Genomic DNA, 20,247 nt, shown 5'->3' on the forward strand with positions numbered 1-20,247 from the left:
TGGAATTGGATTTGAATAAATCTTTTAACGGATACAGAGCATATATAATGGATACGGGGGCATTTGCTGACGATGGGATATATGGCAGATGTCTGGATGCAGTATCGGAATACAGAAGGTGTAAGGTGAAACGTCTCAGGAGGCGGGATGACAGGAATGCCAGTCTTGCAGCGGGAATCCTGCTTGCACATGCTCTCAGGGAATGTGCCGGAATTGATGAACGGCTGGTCACGTATGAGAAGAATAAGGCGGGAAAGCCGTTTATAAAGGACATTCAGTTTTCGATAAGCCATACCGAGGGTTGTGTGGCGGCTGCGATAGGCAGTGAGCCTTGTGGTATAGACGTTGAGAGAGTCAGAAGGATACCGGACAGCATAGTTAACCGCCTGTATTCGGATGAGGATAAAAAATGTGTGATGTCGTGTGCACACCCGGAAATATACAGCACATGTGTGTGGACAAGGCGCGAGGCGTACAGCAAGATGACCGGAACAGGCATACTTATGAAGGATGAGGAACAGCAAATGGTCATGGACAATGCACATATGGAGAAGAAGAATATCTGGCTGGGCAATTATGCCGTATGCAGGGCTGAGTGTGACGGCCGTATGCATATGGATGAAATAGCGGATCCTGCGCATGCAGAGGGAGATATGAATATAGACTTTATAGCTGCATTTTGCGCAGCTTCTGATGGAACTTTTTCACCGGATATTAAGATGATTGATTCGGCTGATATTGTGTGTTATTATGTTTAATTAGGTGTATTAGGAAGAACTACATAAGGAGAAAAAAATGAGTAAAAAAGCTACAAAGGCGCTTAACAATAAATATTATGTCGCAAGATATAATGCGTCTAAGGTGAACGATAACCTTACAAGCAGGGAGAAGAGTGCAGAGGTGCTCAATATAGACAGGACAAGGCTTTCAAGAATAGAGCTTGGCACAGTAGTTCCGTACCCTGAGGAGGTACTTTCCATGTCAAAGGCGTATGACATACCCGAGCTCTGTAACAGCTATTGTTCAGGCGACTGCCCTATAGGAAAAGAGACGGTGAAGCCGATAAATGCGGACAGCCTTGACAGGCTCATACTTCAGTTCCTCGGATCCTCCAAGAAGATGGAGGATATATCTGAGCAGCTTATAGAGATCACCGCTGATGGAATAGTCGACGAGACCGAGGTTGCAGCTTTTGACGCTGTCCTTGAGGAGCTGGAGAAGATGTCTGTGAATATACAGTCGCTTATGCTCTGGGCTCAGAAGAACAGGGACATTTTGAAGAATAAGAATCAATAAATTGTATATGAGGAAAAGATAATGGATGACAAGTTAAGAGAAGAGATCAACAGAAGAAGGACATTTGCCATAATTTCACATCCTGATGCAGGTAAGACTACACTCACAGAGAAGTTTCTGCTCTTTGGCGGCGCAATAAACACAGCGGGATCTGTAAAGGGAAAGGCAAATTCCAAATATGCAGTGTCGGACTGGATGGATATAGAGAAGGAGAGAGGTATCTCGGTAACCTCGTCTGTTCTGCAGTTCAATTATGACGGATATTGCATAAACATACTTGACACACCTGGACATCAGGATTTCTCGGAGGATACCTACCGTACACTTATGGCTGCGGATTCTGCGGTCATGGTGATCGATGCATCCAAGGGTGTTGAGGCTCAGACTATAAAGCTCTTCAAGGTATGTGTCATGAGACATATACCTATATTCACATTTATAAATAAGATGGACAGAGATGCAAGGGATACATTTGAGCTTCTCGATGATATAGAGACTGTTCTCGGTATCAAGACATGCCCTGTCAACTGGCCTATAGGTTCAGGAAAAGAGTTCAAGGGTGTATATGACAGAAAGACCAAGATAGTGTCCACGTTCCAGGCTATATCGACAGGTGGAGCCAAGAAGGCGGAGGAAACAGATTATCATATAGACGATGAGGCTCTCAAGGAGCTTGTCGGCCCATACCTCTTTGACCAGTTCAATGAGGAGATAGAGCTTATAGATGGTGCCACAGAGGAGATGGATATAGAGAAGGTCAGAGCCGGAGAGCTCTCCCCTGTATTTTTCGGTTCTGCGCTGAATACATTTGGTATCGAGCAGTTCCTGAACTATTTCCTTAAGATGACGACACCTCCTATCGGACGTAATTCATCAGAGGGAATCATAGATCCTGTAACAGAGCCGTTCTCAGCTTTTGTGTTCAAGATCCAGGCAAATATGAACAAGGCTCACAGAGACAGAATCGCATTTATGAGAATCTGCTCTGGTAAGTTTGAGGCAGGCATGGAGGTATATCATGCTGCCAGCAAGAGAAAGATCAAGCTTTCCCAGCCACAGCAGCTTATGGCTCAGGACAGAAAGATCGTCGATGAGGCTTATGCCGGTGACGTTATAGGAGTATTTGATCCTGATCTGTTCTCCATCGGAGATACGCTCACAACAGGCGGAAAGAAGTTTGAGTATGAGGGTATCCCTACATTTGCACCGGAGCACTTCTGCAGGGTCGTTCAGCTCAACAGCATGAAGCGTAAGCAGTTTGTCAAGGGTGTAACTCAGATTGCCCAGGAGGGTGCTATACAGATATTCCAGGAGTACACTGCGGGACTTTCGGAGATCATAGTCGGAGTTGTAGGTGTGCTTCAGTTTGATGTACTTAAGTACAGACTTGAGAACGAGTACGGCTGTGAGATAAGACTTGAGCCGATACCATATAACTATATCAGATGGGTGAAGGATCCTACCATAGACGTGACAAAGCTCAAGCGTGTGAGCGATGTCAAGAAGGTTAAGGACATGAAGGGTAATCCGCTTCTCCTGTTTGCAAATGAGTGGGTCATCGATCAGGTTCTCCAGCACAATGAGGGACTTGAACTTGAGGAGTTCAGAAAGAACTAGATATACGAAGATAAGAGACCATGAAGATGATGAGTGACTTAGGGCACAAATTGGTTTTCATGGTCTTTTTGCGTGCATATATATCAGTAAAAGTGGTGCAAATATGAATAAATTGGCATGTATCTGACAATCCTAGTGTTAGACAGATAACACGTGGAGGGACATGATATGGCGCTGAACAGAGTGGTTATATGTGGTGTAAATACATCGAAATTACCATATCTTACAGAGGATGAGAAGAACATGCTGTTTGACAGGATGGAGCAGGGAGACAGCTCTGCCCGGGAGGAGTTTATAGAGGGGAATCTCCGCCTTGTGCTCAGCGTGATCCAGAGATTTGGCAGTTCAAATGAGAATCCGGATGATCTGTTCCAGGTTGGCTGTATAGGGCTTATCAAGGCGTTGGATAATTTTGACAGAAGTCTCAATGTCAAATTCAGTACGTACGCTGTGCCTATGATCATAGGTGAGTGCAGAAGGTATCTCAGAGATAACAATGCTATAAGAGTATCAAGGTCATTGCGTGATATAGCCTACAAGGCGATATATGCCAAGGAAAATCTCCAGAAGACAAAGGATAAGGAGCCGACGATAGAGGAGATAGCGGAGGAGATAAGTATACCGAAGGAAGATATAGTCATGTCGCTTGATGCCATATCGGCACCGCTGTCCCTGTATGAGCCGGTGTATCAGGAGGGTGGAGACACCTTGTACATCATGGATCAGATAAGAGACAGAAAGAATAAGGAGGAGATGTGGGTTGAAAACCTTGATCTCAGAGAGGCTATGGACAGGCTGTGCGATAGGGAGAAGAATATAGTGAGGCTGAGATTTTTTGAGGGAAAGACCCAGACGGAGGTGGCGGAGGAGATATGCATATCCCAGGCACAGGTCAGCCGCCTCGAGAAGAATGCGATAAAAAGTCTTAGAAGGTATCTTGAGGACAAGTAATAGTGATACACAATATAAATATCCCCGCTGTTATTGTAAAAACAGCGGGGATATTTATTGTGCAATACATGCATATAGTGATAGAAGATGATCAGATATCAGATGAGATAACTTGTACCGAGATCAACATCCTTTACATCGTGTCTGGTCACAAGGCCATCTTTTTCTATGTCGTGCTGTATCTTTTTCAGTGTTTCCATTGGAAGTTCGGTCATAAGAGCAACCTCCTCAAGAGAGATATCGACCTTGAGCATCTTTTCTGCCATATCGTATTTGGCTTTTGTTGTATTGTTCATAAAAATCACTCCTTGGTGTGCTTGGTTAAATCCTGCTCAGCCCATGCTAAGAACTTGTCGTTTGCATCGATCACCTTCTGCATTGCAGCGTGTCCCGGAGCACCGATTGTGTTACGCTTCTGAACACATTCTTCCATGCTGATGGCTGTATATATGTCATCTTCAAATACAGGACAGATGGCCTTGTACTCGTCGAGACTAAGCTGGTCGAGGGAGATGTTCTCCTCTATGCACTTCAGAACGAGCTGGCCGACGATGCCGTGTGCATCACGGAAAGGTACACCGTGATTTACAAGGTAATCTGCGGCATCTGTTGCGTTGGTGAATCCGTTCTTGGCTGATGCTTCCATTCTAGGCTTGTTGACTGTCATGGTGGCTATCATGCCTGTGAACAGTGCGAGACATCCCTTTACAGTGTCTATCGCGTCAAATGTGAGCTCCTTATCCTCCTGCATGTCCTTGTTGTATGCGAGAGGGATTCCCTTCATGGTTGTGAGAAGGGAGGTGAGAGCACCGTAAACCCTGCCTGTCTTACCTCTTACGAGCTCGGCTATATCCGGGTTCTTCTTCTGTGGCATGATAGAGCTTCCTGTGCTGTATGAATCATCGAGCTCAACAAACTGATATTCATTTGAGTTCCAGATGATGATCTCCTCGGAGAAACGTGAGAGATGCATCATGATGGTAGACATGGCGGATAAAAGCTCTATGCAGTAATCCCTGTCGGCAACTGAATCCATGCTGTTGAGAGTCGGACCGTAGAAGTCCAGCAGAGAAGCGGTGAGCTCTCTGTCGAGCGGATATGTGGTTCCTGCGAGGGCACCTGATCCGAGAGGACAGTAGTTCATTCTGTCATATATATCGTTCATTCTGTCGTAGTCACGCTTGAACATCTCCATGTATGCTCCAAAGTGATGTGCCAGAGTTATTGGCTGTGCCTTCTGGAGGTGAGTAAATCCAGGCATGTATGTGTCGATGTGCTCATTCATAAGTCCGTGAAGAGTAGTCAGAAGCTTGTAAATAAGCTCCTTGAGCTCGATGATCTCGTCTCTTACATAGAGCTTCATGTCCAATGCGACCTGGTCGTTCCTGCTTCGTCCGGTGTGGAGCTTTTTGCCCACATCGCCGATCCTGTCGATGAGATTTGCCTCGACAAAGCTGTGTATATCTTCGTATTCTGAAGTGATCTGCAGAGAACCGTTCTCCACATCGTTCAGTATGCCCTTAAGTCCAGCTATGATCTGATCTCTTTCCTCGTCAGTGAGAATACCGGATGAAGCGAGCATGGTTACATGCGCGATACTTCCGCGGATATCCTGTCTGTAGAATTTCTGATCAAATGAAATAGATGCGTTAAAGTTATATACTAATTTGTCTGTTTCTTTTGTGAAGCGTCCGCCCCAGAGCTGAGCCATATTAAATCCTCTTTTCTGTTATTTTTTGTTTTAGGTTGAAAAATGAGTAAATTATAAGGTAGTTTTCAAACAAAGTACATTTTACAACATAAAAGTGCGCATATCAACACAAATAAGGTTTATTTATAACCACAGGAAATGCGTGGTTGGTGCTTGCGGCGCAAAAGTACAGATGATAAAATATACAGGCGGATCACCGCAGCAAAGCAGGGATGGAGGATTGACAGGAAGTTTGGGTACAAAAAAGAAGATTCTTGGAGTTATAAGTATTGTAGTTGTTCTCTCGCTGATGATGGTGGGAGTGCGGTGGTTGTTCTTCAATGTGATCAAGAGCAGCCAGATGCTTGATGGCCTGGTGGAGTTCCGGGCGGCCGTTGTCCAGGATATGGAGGACGGAGACGAGTCGGGCATGTATTATGTAAGTAATGTGGCGAAAAGTGATGTGCACAACATCAACAAATATATAGATTCGGCATACGGCTCAGTGGATACGTACAGGATAATAATCGAGACGGGAAGATATCTGGCAATACAGCTCAACTATGAACTGTCGGATAATTATTATGCTGTCAGAAAATATATAGAAGGAACGGATATCCCGGAGGACAACATAAGGGCGAAGCAGATATATGAGGTGATCGACAGCTTTATAAATGACAACATTTCAGATGGCATGAGCGACCTTGACAAGGAGATCGCCGTGCACGATTATATAGTGGAAAACTGTGTCTATGGATATCCCGACAATAATGATGATGCATATACGGCATATGGAGCGCTGGTGCTTCACCAGAGCGTGTGCGACGGCTACGCTGAGGCGTTCTTCATAATCATGTCCTGTCTGGGCGTCAAATGTGACATAGTAGTCGGAAGCACGGAGGAAGGACTTCATGCATGGAATCAGATAGAGCTCGGCGGAGAATGGTATAATGTGGATCTGACATGGGATGACTCGCTGCCGGATATGGGCAGCTATCTGAAGCACACCTATGTGAATGTCGATGACAGCACACTGGAACTGACTCACTCATGGGAAAAGCAATTCTATAGAGAGTGTGCCGACACAGCGTATAATTTCTATAAAAAGAGGTTTTATACCTATGATTCGTTCGATGAGTATAAAAAAGGCATAAGGATACAGATGGGCGGCAGTAATGTGCTGGAAGCTGCTATATATACAGATGACGAAACATTTGACTTGTCATTTCTGTACAATTATGGCAATATAAGGTCTATAAATTATGTGGTGGAAGATATGGGCGGCTACAAAGTTGTCGTCGTATATCTGAATATGAAGTGATAAAAATAGAATTGACATAATGGCGCGGAGGTGCGATATGCGAAAAAGAGAGTTTATGGATGAGCTGAAGAAAGCTCTTGATGGAAATGTCTCAACGCAGACATATTATGACACGATAAATTATTATGAGGATTATTTTAAGAAGCAGAAAGAAGCAGGCAAGTCAGAGGAGGAGATATGTTCATCTCTGGGATCTGCAAGACTGATCGCCAAGACGATCATTGACACAGAGGGACAGGGCGCAAGCGGAAGATATTATGATACAGAATCCTCTTCGTATGATGACAGCTACAACACCCGCAAAGCCAGCGGAAGCAGTCAGAAGGGCTGGCATGTAAATGTGGACGACGAGGGCAATACAAGCTTTGCTTATGGCAAGCTTGATTTCAGTTCACCGATAGGCAAGGTGCTGACAGCGATAATACTCATTCTTGTGGCTGCACTTGTTATAGGTATAGTGCTTGGAGTTATCTGGCTGGGATTTAAGATAGTGTGGTATATCGTGATACCTGTTGTCATCATTCTGTTCATAGTGAATCTCATTATTTACCTGTTTGGTGGAGGCCGATAAAAAATAAAATAAAAAAGTGAAAAAAGTTGTTGACAAAACATGGTCACTTGAGTATACTAACAAAGGTGTCAGCGATGACACGAAGTAATATGGGATCTTAGCTCAGCTGGGAGAGCATCTGCCTTACAAGCAGAGGGTCATAGGTTCGAGCCCTATAGGTCCCATTTACAAGACATGGCGAGATAGCTCAGTTGGCTAGAGCATGCGGTTCATACCCGCAGTGTCGAGGGTTCGAATCCCCCTCTCGCTACTATTTGATGAGACGGAAGACATTCCGTCTTTTTTTTATTCATATAAGGAGGATATCACATGAGAGTTGGAATGGGATACGATGTCCACAGACTAGTTGAGGGACGAAAACTTATAATCGGAGGAGTTGAGATTCCATATGAGAAAGGACTCCTTGGACACAGCGATGCGGATGTACTTCTTCATGCGATAATGGATGCGCTTCTAGGTGCTGCGGCGTTGGGGGATATTGGAAAGCATTTCCCTGATACTGATGAGAAGTATAAGGGAGCGGACAGCATGAAGCTCCTGTCAGAAGTGAAGAGACTTCTCGAGGAGAAGCTCTACATCATCGAGAACATAGATGCGACCGTAATTGCCCAGAGCCCTAAGATGGCGCCGTACATTGATCAGATGAGGGAGAATATCTGTAATTGCCTGTGTATAGACAAGGATCAGGTCAATATCAAGGCGACAACGGAGGAGAAGCTTGGGTTTACCGGAGGGGGACTTGGAATAAGCTCCCAGGCGGTGTGCCTCATAGAGTCGGCATTTAATTACGCCGGAGATGATGCCGGAGCTGTCAGAACGGCAGGCTGTGGCGGATGCGGTGGATGTCCAGCGGGAATAAGATGACAAAACAGCCCATGTATGCTAGAATATAAGGGCTTAGAATTTTAAAGAACTTAAGGAGAAAAAAGGTATGTTAAATGATGGTTATGCAGAACATATAGTTAAGGCGAAGACACCTGCGGGTGTTACCTGCGGTATGGCTGCCGGAATCGTGCTGATGATCGCCGGACTTGGCGCAGCGATGTTCGTTCAGGGCTTTGGCAGTATTGGATTCTTAGTTGCGATTGCAGGTGCTGTTGTATTTGGTATTTTTGTTTCCAGAAGAGAGACGGAGTATGAATATATAATGGTGAATGAGGATATAGACATCGCAAGGATCATTGCAAAGAAGAGCAGAAAAAAGATCATGAGCTTCAGCAACGCCGATGTAAAGTTCATTGCGAAAGAGGGATGCATTTACCTCGACAATGAACTTCAGCAGGACAGCTCAATAAAGACCAGGGATTTCACATCCGGCAATAAGCAGAATCAGGATGGTGTGTATGTGTTCGTCCTCAACAAGAACGGCAAGGCTGAATTCGTGAAGCTTGAGCTCTCAGACAGAACTATTGATCATGTAAATAACTTTTTCAGAGGAAAGTATAAAGAATAAATAATATTGACCCTCACGGTTGATACTAAACTGTATATATACAGGAGGTGTCGCTGTGAGGGTCTTTGTGTGTAAGTGCTTTACTATATTTATGACGGGTGGGATGATATATTATTTCCTGGAGATATCGGCCAGGCATTATTCCCATTATTCCATGATAATTTGTGGAGGTCTTGCTACGCTTTTGTGCGGCGGACTGAACCAGATGTTTCCGAAGATGGGGATACTTGCGCAGATGCTGGTTTCCTCTGTGATAATATCTGAGCTGGAGTTCCTGACCGGGTATGTTGTGAATATAAGACTAGGACTTAACGTGTGGGATTACTCTGATATGCCGTTAAATCTTGCGGGGCAGATATGTGTGCCTTATTCTATCCTGTGGATGTTCCTGTCGCTGATCATAATATATGTGGATGATGAGATACGGTGTCATATGTATAATGAAGAAAGGCCTGAGTACAGATTAATATAAAATATGGGAAAAAGCTCTTGATTCCATAGGGGAGTGGAGTAACAGCTTTTTCCCATATTCCATGTGTGTGCATATTTAATAAATTCCGTGTGAAAATATTATGATTCAAGGGGAGTAATCTTTAAACCCTTATAAAGCTTAGTATAAAGATTACGCTCATCAGAGTACAACATTATACCACGTGAATCGCGTACGATATACGCATATTTGTTCTTCTGCACATTCATGTAAAGAACTTCATCAACGTTGAGCTCCCTGGCTTTGACCTTGGCAACGCTGACGCTGAGCGGCTCTAACTTGTACTTTTTAATTGCCTGCTGAACTGTCATAATCTACACCTCCATTGATAAATGATCATAACGTGCTTTAGTAACTATCTACAGTATATTGTAAAGATATAACAAAGTCAACTAGTAAACATGCACAAATGTGCAAAAGATCATCGAATGTTGTAAAATGTGGTGTGAAAAATCAACAAAAAAGGAGGAAACAATGATGCAAAATGCAAATTATTATCAAATGATGGAGAGACAGATAGCTGAATTTGATAGTGAAAATACACAATGCGGCAGAAAAAAACTGTTGCTGCACTGCTGTTGTGCGCCATGTTCCAGCCATTGTCTGTCGGTTCTTGCGGAGCATTTTGACATAACAGCTTATTTTTACAATCCAAATATAACGGATTACGATGAGTACATAAAAAGATTCCGTGAGCTTGACAGATTTGTACATGAAGTATATGTGGAAGGAGTGGATGTCGAACTGGCGGAGCATGAGCCGCAGGTGTTTCTGGATATGGCTAAGGGCAGGGAGGATCTTCCTGAGAGAGGACTCAGGTGCTATGACTGCTATAAGCTGAGACTTGAGAAGAGCGCGATCCATGCGAAGAAAAATGAATATGACGTATTTACGACCACATTGTCGATAAGCCCCCACAAGAATGCGGACTGGCTGAACGAGATAGGTGCAGAGATGAGCAGGAAATACGACATAGATTATTTGTTCAGTGATTTCAAGAAGAAAAATGGATATAAGCACTCGATAGAGCTGTCAAAGGAATATGGATTATACAGACAGAATTTCTGTGGATGTGAATTCAGCAGACGGGCTGCTGAGCTCAGAGATGAAAAAATTAATAAAAATATTGAATAAAAAACAAGATTTTTGTCGTGAACACAAAAATAAAAAATATATCGAAAAAAATATTGTACCGCCTTGTCAAATGTGGTAGTATTTATTAAATTAAGAAAAAAAGAGGCCAATAAATGTGGGTTATCTCAAGCGTTTCCCCGTTTTCACTCTTTTTTTTTGAGCAAAAATAGAAAAAACGAAAGGAATACGATTATGAAAGCTTTTTTGATACTTGAAGACGGACACGTGTTTGAAGGTAAAAGTATTGGCTCTACTGACGAGATAATCAGTGAGATAGTATTCAATACTTCGATGACCGGCTATCTGGAAATTCTTACAGATCCATCATATGCAGGGCAGTCAGTATGTATGACATATCCGCTTATAGGCAACTACGGTGTATGCAGAGAGGATATGGAGGCTGGCAGACCTTGGCAGTCAGGATTCATTGTTAGAGAGCTCTGCAAGACTCCTAGTAATTTCAGAAGCGAGATGACCATAAACGAATTTCTTGTTGAGAATAATATAACTGGTATAGAAGGAATAGATACCAGAACACTTACCAAGATCCTCAGGAAAGATGGTACCATGAGAGGTATGATCACAACTGATGAGAATTATGATTTTGATGAGTGCATGAAGCGTATTAAGGCATGGAAGATGGGACATGTTGTTCTCGATGTTACATGTAAGGAGAAAATATTCTATCCTGGTGACGGATTCAAGGTTGCAGTCATCGATCTCGGTGTTAAAAAGAACATCGTCAAGTCCCTCCTTGCAAGAGGTTGTCAGGTTACTGTATATCCTGCAGAGACACCTGCTGAGGAGATCATCGCAGACGCTCCGGACGGAATCATGCTTACAAATGGTCCTGGAGATCCAAAGGAGTGTAAGGTCACAATAGCTCAGGTAAAGAAGCTTTTCGATACAGATATTCCAATTTTTGCTATATGTCTTGGACATCAGCTCATGGCGCTTGCCAACGGCGGTGATACAGAGAAGATGAAGTACGGACACAGAGGTGCAAACCATCCTGTAAGAGATATGAAGACCGGCAAGGTATATATTTCAACACAGAATCACGGATATATGGTCAAGGAAGACAGCCTCGACAGAAAGATCGCAGAGGTCAGCTTCGTCAATGTAAATGACGGAACAGTAGAGGGAGTTCACTATCTTGGAAAGAATGCACAGACAGTTCAGTTCCATCCGGAGGCATGTGCAGGTCCGCTGGATACAGATTCGCTGTTTGATACATTTATGAATATGATGGAGGTGTCAAAGTAATGCCAAAGAATCCTAATATAAAAAAGGTTGTAGTTATCGGATCAGGTCCTATAGTCATCGGTCAGGCTGCTGAGTTTGATTACGCCGGAACACAGGCGTGCCGTTCTCTTAAGGAAGAGGGACTGTGCGTTGTCCTCATCAACTCAAACCCTGCAACCATCATGACGGACAAGGATATAGCAGATAAGGTATATATTGAGCCTCTTACGGTTGATGTTGTAAAGGCTATCATTGAGAAGGAGAAGCCGGACAGCCTTCTGCCGACACTCGGCGGTCAGGCAGCCCTCAACATCGCCATGGAGCTTGATGAGTCAGGTTTCCTCAGAGAGCATGACGTGCTTCTCATAGGAACATCATCAACGACCATCAAGAAGGCCGAGGACAGACTTGAGTTCAAGAAGACTATGGAGAAGATCCATGAGCCTGTAGCACCTTCAGAGGTCGTTACAACTGTTCAGGGCGGTCTTAACTTTGTCAAGAAGATAGGATACCCTGTCGTTCTTCGTCCTGCATATACACTTGGAGGTTCAGGTGGTGGTATAGCCAACAATGAGGAAGAGTTCAAGGAGATCCTCATGAACGGTCTCAGACTTTCACGTGTTGGGCAGGTCCTCGTTGAGAGATGTATAGCAGGGTGGAAGGAGATCGAGTACGAGGTTATGCGTGATGCAAATGGTACATGTATAACTGTATGTAACATGGAGAACCTTGATCCTGTCGGAGTTCACACAGGAGATTCTATAGTTGTAGCTCCGTCGCAGACACTTGGAGACAAGGAATACCAGATGCTCAGAAGTTCAGCACTGAACATTATCTCAGAGCTCAACATCAAGGGTGGATGTAACGTTCAGTTTGCTCTGAATCCTAATTCATTTGAGTATTGTGTTATCGAGGTAAACCCAAGAGTTTCAAGATCATCGGCACTTGCATCAAAGGCAACCGGATATCCTATTGCAAAGGTATCTGCCAAGATAGCCCTTGGATACAACCTGGATGAGATCAAGAACGCTATTACAAAGAAGACATATGCCAGCTTTGAGCCGGCACTTGATTACGTGGTTGTCAAGATCCCTAGACTTCCATTTGATAAATTCATCGCCGCTGACCATGATCTGACAACACAGATGAAGGCAACCGGTGAGGTTATGAGTATCTGTACAAACTTTGAGGGTGCACTTATGAAGGCTCTCCGTTCACTGGAACAGCATGTAGACAGTCTCTGGTCAAGCAGATACAAGGATATGACAGACGAAGAGGTTATAAAGCTTCTCGGACATGTTGATGACAGACGTATCTATGTCATAGCTGAGGCTATCAGACGTGGAATATCATACGATCAGATCTATGACATCACCAAGATTGACAGATGGTTCATAGACAAGATCCACAACCTTGTTAAGGCTGAGAGAAAGATAATCGAGTCCAAGGGAGATATCTCCAAGGAGCTAATGAAGGAGATCAAGAGAGTTGAGTTCCCTGACAAGGTTATCGCGAGACTCACAGGCAAGACAGAGAAAGAGATCAGACAGATGCGTTACGACTACGGTGTAACAGCACACTTCAAGATGGTTGATACATGTGCAGCAGAGTTTGATGCCATGACTCCATATTACTATTCATGCTTTGATTCTCTGGAGAACGAGGTCGCTGAGGACAATTCAAAGAAGAAAGTAATGGTACTTGGTTCAGGCCCGATCAGAATCGGACAGGGTATCGAGTTCGATTACTGTTCAGTTCACAGCACATGGGCATTTGAGAGAAAGGGTTACGAGACAATCATCGTCAACAACAACCCTGAGACAGTCAGTACAGACTTTGATATAGCAAACAAGCTTTACTTTGAGCCTCTTACAGCGGAGGATGTTGAGGCTATAGTAAATCTGGAGCATCCGGATGGAGCTGTTGTACAGTTCGGTGGACAGACCGCTATCAAGCTCACAGAGGCACTCATGGAGATGGGGGTACCAATCCTTGGAACAAGTGCAGAGAATGTAGATGCAGCAGAGGACAGAGAGCTCTTCGATGAGATCCTTGAGAAGTGCTGTATACCAAGACCTGCTGGTAAGACGGTATTTACAAGAGAGCAGGCGCTTGAGGCTGCAAATGAGTTGGGTTATCCGGTACTTGTAAGACCTTCATACGTTCTCGGTGGACAGGGAATGCAGATCGCGATCTCTGATAAGGATATCATAGAGTTCATGGATATCATCAACAGACATACCCAGGAGCACCCAATACTTGTAGATAAGTACATCATGGGTAAAGAGGTCGAAGTCGATGCTGTATGTGACGGAGATGACATACTTATCCCTGGTATCATGGAGCATGTTGAGAGAGCCGGAATACATTCAGGAGACAGTATCTCAGTATATCCTGCACAGACACTCTCACCAAAGACAAAGAGAGTCATCGCTGATTACACCAAGAAGCTTGCAAACAGCCTGCACGTAATCGGACTTATAAATATACAGTTTATTGCATACAATGATGAGGTATATGTAATAGAGGTAAATCCTCGTTCAAGCCGTACAGTTCCATATATAAGCAAGGTAACAGGAATACCTATCGTAGATCTTGCAACACGTGTTATCACAGGTGAGAAGATCAAGGATATGGGTTACACACCTGGTCTTCAGCCGGAGTCAGAGTATTTCGCGATCAAGAAGCCTGTATTCTCATTTGAGAAGATCAGAGGCGCTGAGATAAGCCTTGGACCTGAGATGAAGTCAACAGGAGAGTGCCTTGGTATATCCAAGAACTACAATGAGGCTCTGTACAAGGCATTCCTTGGAGCCGGAATCAATCTTCCAAAGACCAAGAAGATGATCCTCACAGTCAAGGACTCAGATAAGATGGATGCTATAAATATCGGTAAGAGATTTGCTGCTCTTGGATATGAGATATATTCAACAAGAAGCACATGCAGAGTTCTCAATGAGAATGGTGTTCCTGCAAAGCTCATCAACAAGGTTGAGGAGCCATCACCAAATCTGCTTGACCTGATACTGAGCCATGAGATCGATCTGATCATCGACACTCCATCACAGGGTGTTGAGAGAAGCAAGGATGGATTTATCATCAGACGTCACGCAGTTGAGACAGGTGTTACATGTCTTACAAGCCTTGATACAGCCGATGCGCTGCTCACAAGCCTTGAGACCGCTGATACCACAAAGCTTTCACTCGTGGATATAAGCGAGATATAAGTTCTGATTAAACAGATAAAAATGGGGCAAAATGATAAACAACGTTAAAAGGGGTTGTCATTTTGCCTCATTCAATTTATGCTTGTTAGCATGTGGGATGTCACAAGGCATCTTCCTTGCGTGGCATAGAAATGAATACATTATAATTGATAGAAATAAGAGGTGAAATATGCATAATGTTCCTACAGATGAGGTGTTTGTCATAGGACATAAGAATCCGGATACGGATTCTATATGTTCAGCGATTGCGTACGCCCATCTGAAAAATCAGCATGAGAACAAATACATTCCAAAGAGAGCTGGAAATATAAATAAAGAGACACAGTTTGTCCTTGATTATTTTGGTGTGCAGGAGCCGGCACTTGTGAGCAATGTAAATGTACAGGTGAAGGATATAGCATACAGAATAGTTGATGGTGTGTCGGGAGACATCACCATGAAGAGAGCATTTGAGATAATGCAGGATAACGACGCCACGACACTTCCGGTCGTCAATAACGGCAAGATAAAAGGAATCATAACTGTTGGAGATATCGCTGAGGCATATATGCTTGAGAAGGATGATAATTCCCTGTTCATAGCTGGTACAAAGTTCTCACACATAATAGATACTATAAATGGCGAGCTTGTGTACGGTGACGCCGACGAATATGTTAAGGATGGAAGAGTGATCGTGGGAGCTGCCCAGGTCGACATTCTCGAGAGACATGTCAAGGAAAATGACATAGTCATAGTGAGTGACAGGGTTGAGGCTCAGCTTGCGGCCATAAACTGCGGTGCGAGCATGCTCATAGTCTGTCTTGTGAACAGCATATCTGATGTTGTCCTGGAATTTGCTAAGAACAAGGGATGTGCGGTTGTCGTAACACCGACTGACACCTATGCTGTTGCCAGACTTATCGGACAGAGCATGCCTATCGGATTCTTCATGATAAGAGACCGTATAATGACATTCTATGAGGATGACGATATAGATACACTTAAGACGACCATGGCAAAGACCAGAGTGAGATACTTTCCGGTTACGGACGGCTATGGCAACTACAAGGGACTTGTATCAAGGCGTAACTACATCAATGCGAGAAAGAAACAGCTCATACTTGTTGATCACAATGAGAGAACCCAGTCTGTTGACGGCGTGGAGAATGCCGAGATACTCGAGATAATCGACCACCACAGGATCGCGAATATAGAGACCATGAATCCTGTGTATTTCAGAAATCAGCCACTTGGATGTACTGCTACGATCATCTATCAGATGTACAAAGAGCAGAATGTCAAGATAGATAAGCCGATAGCCGGACTGCTCTGCGCAGCGATACTTTCCGATACACTGGCATTTAAGTCTCCGACGTGTACATTCATAGACGAGGCTGCTGCAAAGGAGCTTGCAAGGCTTGCAGAGATAGACATATATGAATTTGCCATGGAGATGTTCGACGCGGGAAGCAACCTCAAGGACAAGACCATGGATGAGATACTTCATCAGGATTTCAAGAAATTCGACATTGGAGATATGGTTGTTGCTGTTGGACAGATCAATTCCGTCAATGAGAAAGAGATAGACAGAATAAGAAACGGTATGCGTGAATTCCTCGGTGGATATATGGAGCCTGGCTGTGATGTGGTCCTGTTTGCAATGACCAATATTCTTCAGGAGGGCTCAGGTATCATATGCGTGGGAGAGAATGCACAGGAACTGTGCAGCAAAGCATTTGATGTGCAGCTTGAGGATAGCTATGCATATCTTTCCGGTGTTGTATCAAGAAAGAAACAGATAGTTCCTGCTCTTGTAAAGGCGACACATCAGATATAGACAGGATCGTATATAGAAGGTAACAGTATGGATATATATACAACAAATGCGTATATAAGAGATACATTTGGAGAGAAATTATATAAGATATCATTGAATGCAGGAACCACCTGTCCCAACCGTGATGGTAAAGTCGGGACAGGTGGCTGTATTTTTTGCAGTGCCAGCGGCTCGGGAGATTTCTCTGAGGATGCAGTCATGAGCATAGATGAACAGATAGAACTGGCAAAAAAGAGAATATCAGGCAAATGCAAATGCGACAGATATATAGCTTATTTCCAGTCATATACAAATACATACGGTGATGTCGATGTTTTGCGCGAAAAGTTTCTGGCGGCTGCAAGAAGGAATGACATTGCGGCTGTATCGATAGCCTCCAGACCGGACTGCTTTGGCCCGGAGGTCATAGATATGATAAAAGATATAATAGCTGTTAAACCTGTGTGGATAGAACTTGGCCTCCAGACAGCAAATGACAGGACAGCACAGCTCATCAACAGGTGTTATGACATAAGTGTGTATGATGAGACGATGAACAGACTCAGAGAACTGGGAGTTCACATTATAGTTCATATGATAATAGGCCTGCCCGGTGAGACGAAGGAGGATATGATTGATACGGTAAGGTACATAGTGCGAAGCGGCGCAAATGGTATAAAGCTCCAACTGCTTCATGTCCTCAGGGGAACTGTTCTTGAAAAAATGTATGAGGAAGGAGTGTTCCGTGCACTGACATTTGCTGAATACGCAGATATTTTGTGTGATTGTCTTAAAGAGCTTCCTCCTGATATGGTTGTTCACAGGTTCACCGGGGATGGGCCTAAGAATATTCTTGTTGCGCCTCTGTGGAGTGCTGATAAGAAGAGAGTTATAAACGATTTGAACCGTATTATTTCGAAATTGTGAGTCTGCTAGCAGCTCAGTGCAGACTTTAAAAACAGCCTGAGATTTTCCCTGCCGTTGTCGTCAAGCTGATCACAGTCGGACAGTATTCCTGTCGCTTCCGGTGGAAGAGTCCTGCCGTGACTGTAGGCGAGGAACACTTCGCTGATGTCCATTTTATTTTTCTTTGCTATATCGATGCAGGTGAGCAGCACCAGATGACTCATATTAATACTGTATAAATTGGATATCCTGATAAGATTTATGAGATCCGGGATTCGCTCTCCGCATTCATAGTGCGAGTAGGCGGAGACGGACACCTTCAAGATGGCGGCTATTTCCTGCTGCCTTTTTCCGTGGCTGCGCCTTAGAGACTTCAGTGCGCCGCCTATCACTGCACAGTTAAAATCCTGATCGGATGAATCGTCTTCGTACACCGACGGATCAATGTTGCGTTCTTTTCTTTTTTTCATATTTTCCTGTTTTCTCCTTGAAAATAATATTTACTGTAATTGGTGGGTATAATACTGAATTTACAGTCTGGAATTTTTAGATGCTAGATTTGCCACAAATGTGTCTATCAGTTGGCGGTCGCTGTCGTTTAGAGATCTGTAATTGCCCAGCATGTCTGCTGTGCTCTGGTTGGATTCTATGGCGGTCATGTATGAATTGTCCTCCATGACGATCTGCAATGGCTTTGGATGCCCCTGCATGTATCTTGATGACAGGGTGTATGCGTATAGAAAATCGTGGTCGAGAAGCTCTGACAGTTTTATGGCCTGTTCTATATTTGGTATGTTTCTCCCTTCCTCGTAGTTGGCATATCCGGATCTGGAAATAGAGAGCGCGGCTGCGACATCCTGCTGTGTGAGTCCTGCCTTCTGTCTGAAGTATCTGAGAAGGGCAGGTAGTGGATTGGATGAATGTGGTTTCATGTTTCACCTCCTTTGAATGTTTTTTTGCATTGTACACAAAAATAGTCCGTTGTAAATCAAAATGTAATAAAAAGTGTTATTTGATGTAATAATTAATCACATGTGGGATGGAGAGTATGATATAATTATCTGAAAAAACAATCGGAGGTTACCCAAATGAGTCTTGCAGATGATCTCTTTATAAACATGTGTAAAGATATAATCGATAATGGATATAGTACGGAGGGGGAGAAGGTCAGACCAAAGTGGGAAGATGGAACATATGCCTACACCATAAAGCGCTTTGGTGTTGTCAACAGGTATGATCTGTCAAAGGAATTCCCTGCGATAACACTTAGAAAGACGTATGTGAAGTCGGCTATTGATGAGCTGCTCTGGATCTGGCAGAAAAAGTCAAATAATGTTCATGATCTCAAGAGCCATATATGGGACAGTTGGGCGGATGACGACGGTTCCATAGGAAAAGCATATGGATATCAGCTTGGTGTAAAGCATAAATACAAAGAGGGTATGATGGATCAGGTGGACAGACTGATATATGACCTTAAGAATAACCCATATAGCAGAAGAATGCTCACTAACATATATGTTCACCAGGACTTGAGTGAGATGAACCTGTATCCGTGTGCGTACAGCATGACATTCAATGTAACTGGGGACAGACTCAACGCTATATTGAATCAGAGATCCCAGGATGTTCTTGCGGCCAACAACTGGAATGTTGTCCAGTATGCGGTTCTGGTACATATGCTTGCCCAGGTCACGGGATTTAAGCCGGGAGAACTGGTACATGTGATCGCGGATGCTCACATATATGACAGACATATACCGATAGTCAAGGAGCTGATAACAAGACCTACATATCCTGCTCCAAAGTTCTACATGAATCCTGATGTTAAGGATTTCTATGACTTTACTCTGGATGATTTCAGAATAGAAGACTATGAGACGGGACCACAGATTAAGGATATTCCTATTGCGATATAAGACTATGAAGCATGGGACGGGAAGTATACAGATGGAGGACATATGAAGTTTATTGCAGCAGTAGATAAGAATTGGGCTATTGGAAATAAAGGCAGATTACTGATAAGGATATCGGAGGATCAGAGGAATTTCAGACAGACCACGATGGGGCATGTCGTTGTTCTAGGGAGGAAGACTCTGGAGGAGTTTCCGGGTGGAAGACCGCTCAAGGGAAGGTCAAATATAATTCTCAGCAGAAATCCTGAATATACAGTTGAGGATGCGGTGGTTGTCCACTCGATGGACGAACTGTTTGCAGAGCTGGCAAAGTATAACACGGATGACATTTTTGTCATAGGCGGACAGACTATCTACGATGAGCTCATACCATATTGTGATGAGGCGGTTATCACCAAAATAGACAGAGAATTTGAGGCTGATGCATTTATTTCGGATCTCGACAAAATGGACAACTGGAATGTGACGGATGAGAGACCGGGTGAGGATGTGTCAGAGGTGAATTTTACATTTGTCACATATAAAAATAGTGATGTGAAGAAATAAATTATAATAATTTTTATAATATTCACAAAAAAGCACCTTTTTTTGATTGAAAATTCACAAAAAACATTTGTTAAATGAAGATTATTGTG

The 20,247-nt window shown here is 43.6% G+C and carries 21 protein-coding genes and 2 tRNA genes; 18 read left to right on the forward strand and 5 right to left on the reverse strand.

Features of this window, described 5'->3' with window-relative positions; genetic code table 11:
- The first annotated feature begins 11 nt into the window (after positions 1–11).
- The 4 genes from DXD11_RS02495 (at position 12) to sigG (ending at position 3,864) form a co-directional block, all read left to right on the forward strand.
- On the forward strand, positions 12–758 hold the full coding sequence (locus tag DXD11_RS02495) for a 4'-phosphopantetheinyl transferase family protein (protein WP_158564562.1): 747 nt from the start codon (positions 12–14) through the stop codon (positions 756–758).
- 37 nt (positions 759–795) lie between these two features.
- Complete coding sequence (locus tag DXD11_RS02500; RefSeq protein WP_015535018.1) at positions 796–1,296, forward strand: helix-turn-helix transcriptional regulator; 501 nt, start codon at positions 796–798, stop codon at positions 1,294–1,296.
- Between the two features lie 21 nt (positions 1,297–1,317).
- Positions 1,318–2,913: a peptide chain release factor 3 gene (locus DXD11_RS02505; protein ID WP_055222719.1), complete on the forward strand. Its 1,596-nt coding sequence runs from the start codon at positions 1,318–1,320 to the stop codon at positions 2,911–2,913.
- Positions 2,914–3,081: 168 nt separating this feature from the next.
- Positions 3,082–3,864, forward strand: a complete 783-nt coding sequence (sigG, locus tag DXD11_RS02510; protein ID WP_022216377.1) for an RNA polymerase sporulation sigma factor SigG — start codon at positions 3,082–3,084, stop codon at positions 3,862–3,864.
- A gap of 98 nt (positions 3,865–3,962) precedes the next feature.
- Here the strand turns inward: sigG and DXD11_RS02515 are convergent, their stop codons facing one another.
- Both DXD11_RS02515 and argH read right to left on the reverse strand, forming a co-directional pair.
- Positions 3,963–4,160 (reverse strand): hypothetical protein, encoded by a 198-nt coding sequence (locus DXD11_RS02515; RefSeq protein ID WP_022216378.1) that lies wholly within the window; start codon positions 4,158–4,160, stop codon positions 3,963–3,965.
- Between the two features lie 5 nt (positions 4,161–4,165).
- Positions 4,166–5,575, reverse strand: coding sequence for an argininosuccinate lyase (gene argH, locus DXD11_RS02520; protein ID WP_117548889.1), 1,410 nt, complete (start codon positions 5,573–5,575; stop codon positions 4,166–4,168).
- Between the two features lie 232 nt (positions 5,576–5,807).
- Here argH and DXD11_RS02525 point away from each other — a divergent pair, with 232 nt between their 5' ends.
- From DXD11_RS02525 to DXD11_RS02555, 7 genes are all read left to right on the forward strand, one after another.
- The gene (locus DXD11_RS02525) at positions 5,808–6,875 is read left to right on the forward strand and encodes a transglutaminase domain-containing protein (protein WP_242859624.1); all 1,068 of its coding nucleotides are present in this window, start codon (positions 5,808–5,810) and stop codon (positions 6,873–6,875) included.
- Between the two features lie 37 nt (positions 6,876–6,912).
- Positions 6,913–7,446 (forward strand): DUF1700 domain-containing protein, encoded by a 534-nt coding sequence (locus DXD11_RS02530; RefSeq protein WP_117548890.1) that lies wholly within the window; start codon positions 6,913–6,915, stop codon positions 7,444–7,446.
- Between the two features lie 91 nt (positions 7,447–7,537).
- Positions 7,538–7,610: transfer RNA gene (locus tag DXD11_RS02535), tRNA-Val, on the forward strand.
- 12 nt (positions 7,611–7,622) lie between these two features.
- A tRNA-Met gene (locus DXD11_RS02540) sits at positions 7,623–7,696 on the forward strand.
- Between the two features lie 59 nt (positions 7,697–7,755).
- A complete protein-coding gene (gene ispF, locus DXD11_RS02545) occupies positions 7,756–8,310 on the forward strand; it encodes a 2-C-methyl-D-erythritol 2,4-cyclodiphosphate synthase (protein ID WP_118757716.1) in 555 nt (184 codons plus the stop codon).
- A gap of 67 nt (positions 8,311–8,377) precedes the next feature.
- Entirely contained in the window at positions 8,378–8,899 is a 522-nt protein-coding gene (locus DXD11_RS02550) for a DUF6106 family protein (RefSeq protein ID WP_117874186.1), read from the forward strand.
- A gap of 55 nt (positions 8,900–8,954) precedes the next feature.
- Complete coding sequence (locus DXD11_RS02555) at positions 8,955–9,371, forward strand: putative ABC transporter permease (RefSeq protein ID WP_022216384.1); 417 nt, start codon at positions 8,955–8,957, stop codon at positions 9,369–9,371.
- A gap of 98 nt (positions 9,372–9,469) precedes the next feature.
- On the opposite strand, the gene DXD11_RS02560 is transcribed toward DXD11_RS02555, so the two are convergent.
- Positions 9,470–9,700, reverse strand: coding sequence for a hypothetical protein (locus tag DXD11_RS02560; RefSeq protein ID WP_118757717.1), 231 nt, complete (start codon positions 9,698–9,700; stop codon positions 9,470–9,472).
- A gap of 163 nt (positions 9,701–9,863) precedes the next feature.
- On the opposite strand from DXD11_RS02560, the gene DXD11_RS02565 reads away from it, so the two are divergent.
- From DXD11_RS02565 to DXD11_RS02585, 5 genes are all read left to right on the forward strand, one after another.
- On the forward strand, positions 9,864–10,523 hold the full coding sequence (locus DXD11_RS02565; RefSeq protein ID WP_082418038.1) for an epoxyqueuosine reductase QueH: 660 nt from the start codon (positions 9,864–9,866) through the stop codon (positions 10,521–10,523).
- Between the two features lie 192 nt (positions 10,524–10,715).
- Positions 10,716–11,789, forward strand: a complete 1,074-nt coding sequence (locus tag DXD11_RS02570) for a carbamoyl phosphate synthase small subunit (RefSeq protein WP_022216387.1) — start codon at positions 10,716–10,718, stop codon at positions 11,787–11,789.
- The gene (carB, locus tag DXD11_RS02575) at positions 11,789–14,995 is read left to right on the forward strand and encodes a carbamoyl-phosphate synthase large subunit (RefSeq protein WP_117548893.1); all 3,207 of its coding nucleotides are present in this window, start codon (positions 11,789–11,791) and stop codon (positions 14,993–14,995) included. Before DXD11_RS02570 ends, carB begins: the two co-directional genes overlap by 1 nt.
- Before the next feature lie 169 nt (positions 14,996–15,164).
- Complete coding sequence (locus tag DXD11_RS02580) at positions 15,165–16,811, forward strand: putative manganese-dependent inorganic diphosphatase (protein ID WP_118757718.1); 1,647 nt, start codon at positions 15,165–15,167, stop codon at positions 16,809–16,811.
- 27 nt (positions 16,812–16,838) lie between these two features.
- Positions 16,839–17,717, forward strand: a complete 879-nt coding sequence (locus tag DXD11_RS02585) for a TIGR01212 family radical SAM protein (RefSeq protein ID WP_118757719.1) — start codon at positions 16,839–16,841, stop codon at positions 17,715–17,717.
- Between the two features lie 5 nt (positions 17,718–17,722).
- Here DXD11_RS02585 and DXD11_RS02590 read toward each other — a convergent pair whose 3' ends face one another.
- Positions 17,723–18,166 carry a helix-turn-helix domain-containing protein gene (locus tag DXD11_RS02590; RefSeq protein WP_117548896.1) on the reverse strand — a complete coding sequence of 148 codons (444 nt, stop codon included), beginning with the start codon at positions 18,164–18,166 and terminating at the stop codon, positions 17,723–17,725.
- A gap of 60 nt (positions 18,167–18,226) precedes the next feature.
- Positions 18,227–18,628, reverse strand: coding sequence for a helix-turn-helix domain-containing protein (locus DXD11_RS02595; protein ID WP_117548897.1), 402 nt, complete (start codon positions 18,626–18,628; stop codon positions 18,227–18,229).
- Positions 18,629–18,784: 156 nt separating this feature from the next.
- On the opposite strand from DXD11_RS02595, the gene thyA reads away from it, so the two are divergent.
- Together thyA and DXD11_RS02605 are read left to right on the forward strand one after the other, a co-directional pair.
- Positions 18,785–19,615, forward strand: coding sequence for a thymidylate synthase (gene thyA / locus DXD11_RS02600; RefSeq protein ID WP_118016565.1), 831 nt, complete (start codon positions 18,785–18,787; stop codon positions 19,613–19,615).
- Between the two features lie 42 nt (positions 19,616–19,657).
- Positions 19,658–20,158 (forward strand): dihydrofolate reductase, encoded by a 501-nt coding sequence (locus tag DXD11_RS02605; protein ID WP_117548899.1) that lies wholly within the window; start codon positions 19,658–19,660, stop codon positions 20,156–20,158.
- Positions 20,159–20,247 lie beyond the last annotated feature (89 nt).

The sequence above is a fragment of the Coprococcus sp. TF11-13 genome, from assembly GCF_003481085.1.
In the GTDB taxonomy this organism is placed as follows: Bacteria; Bacillota; Clostridia; order Lachnospirales; family Lachnospiraceae; genus Coprococcus; species Coprococcus aceti.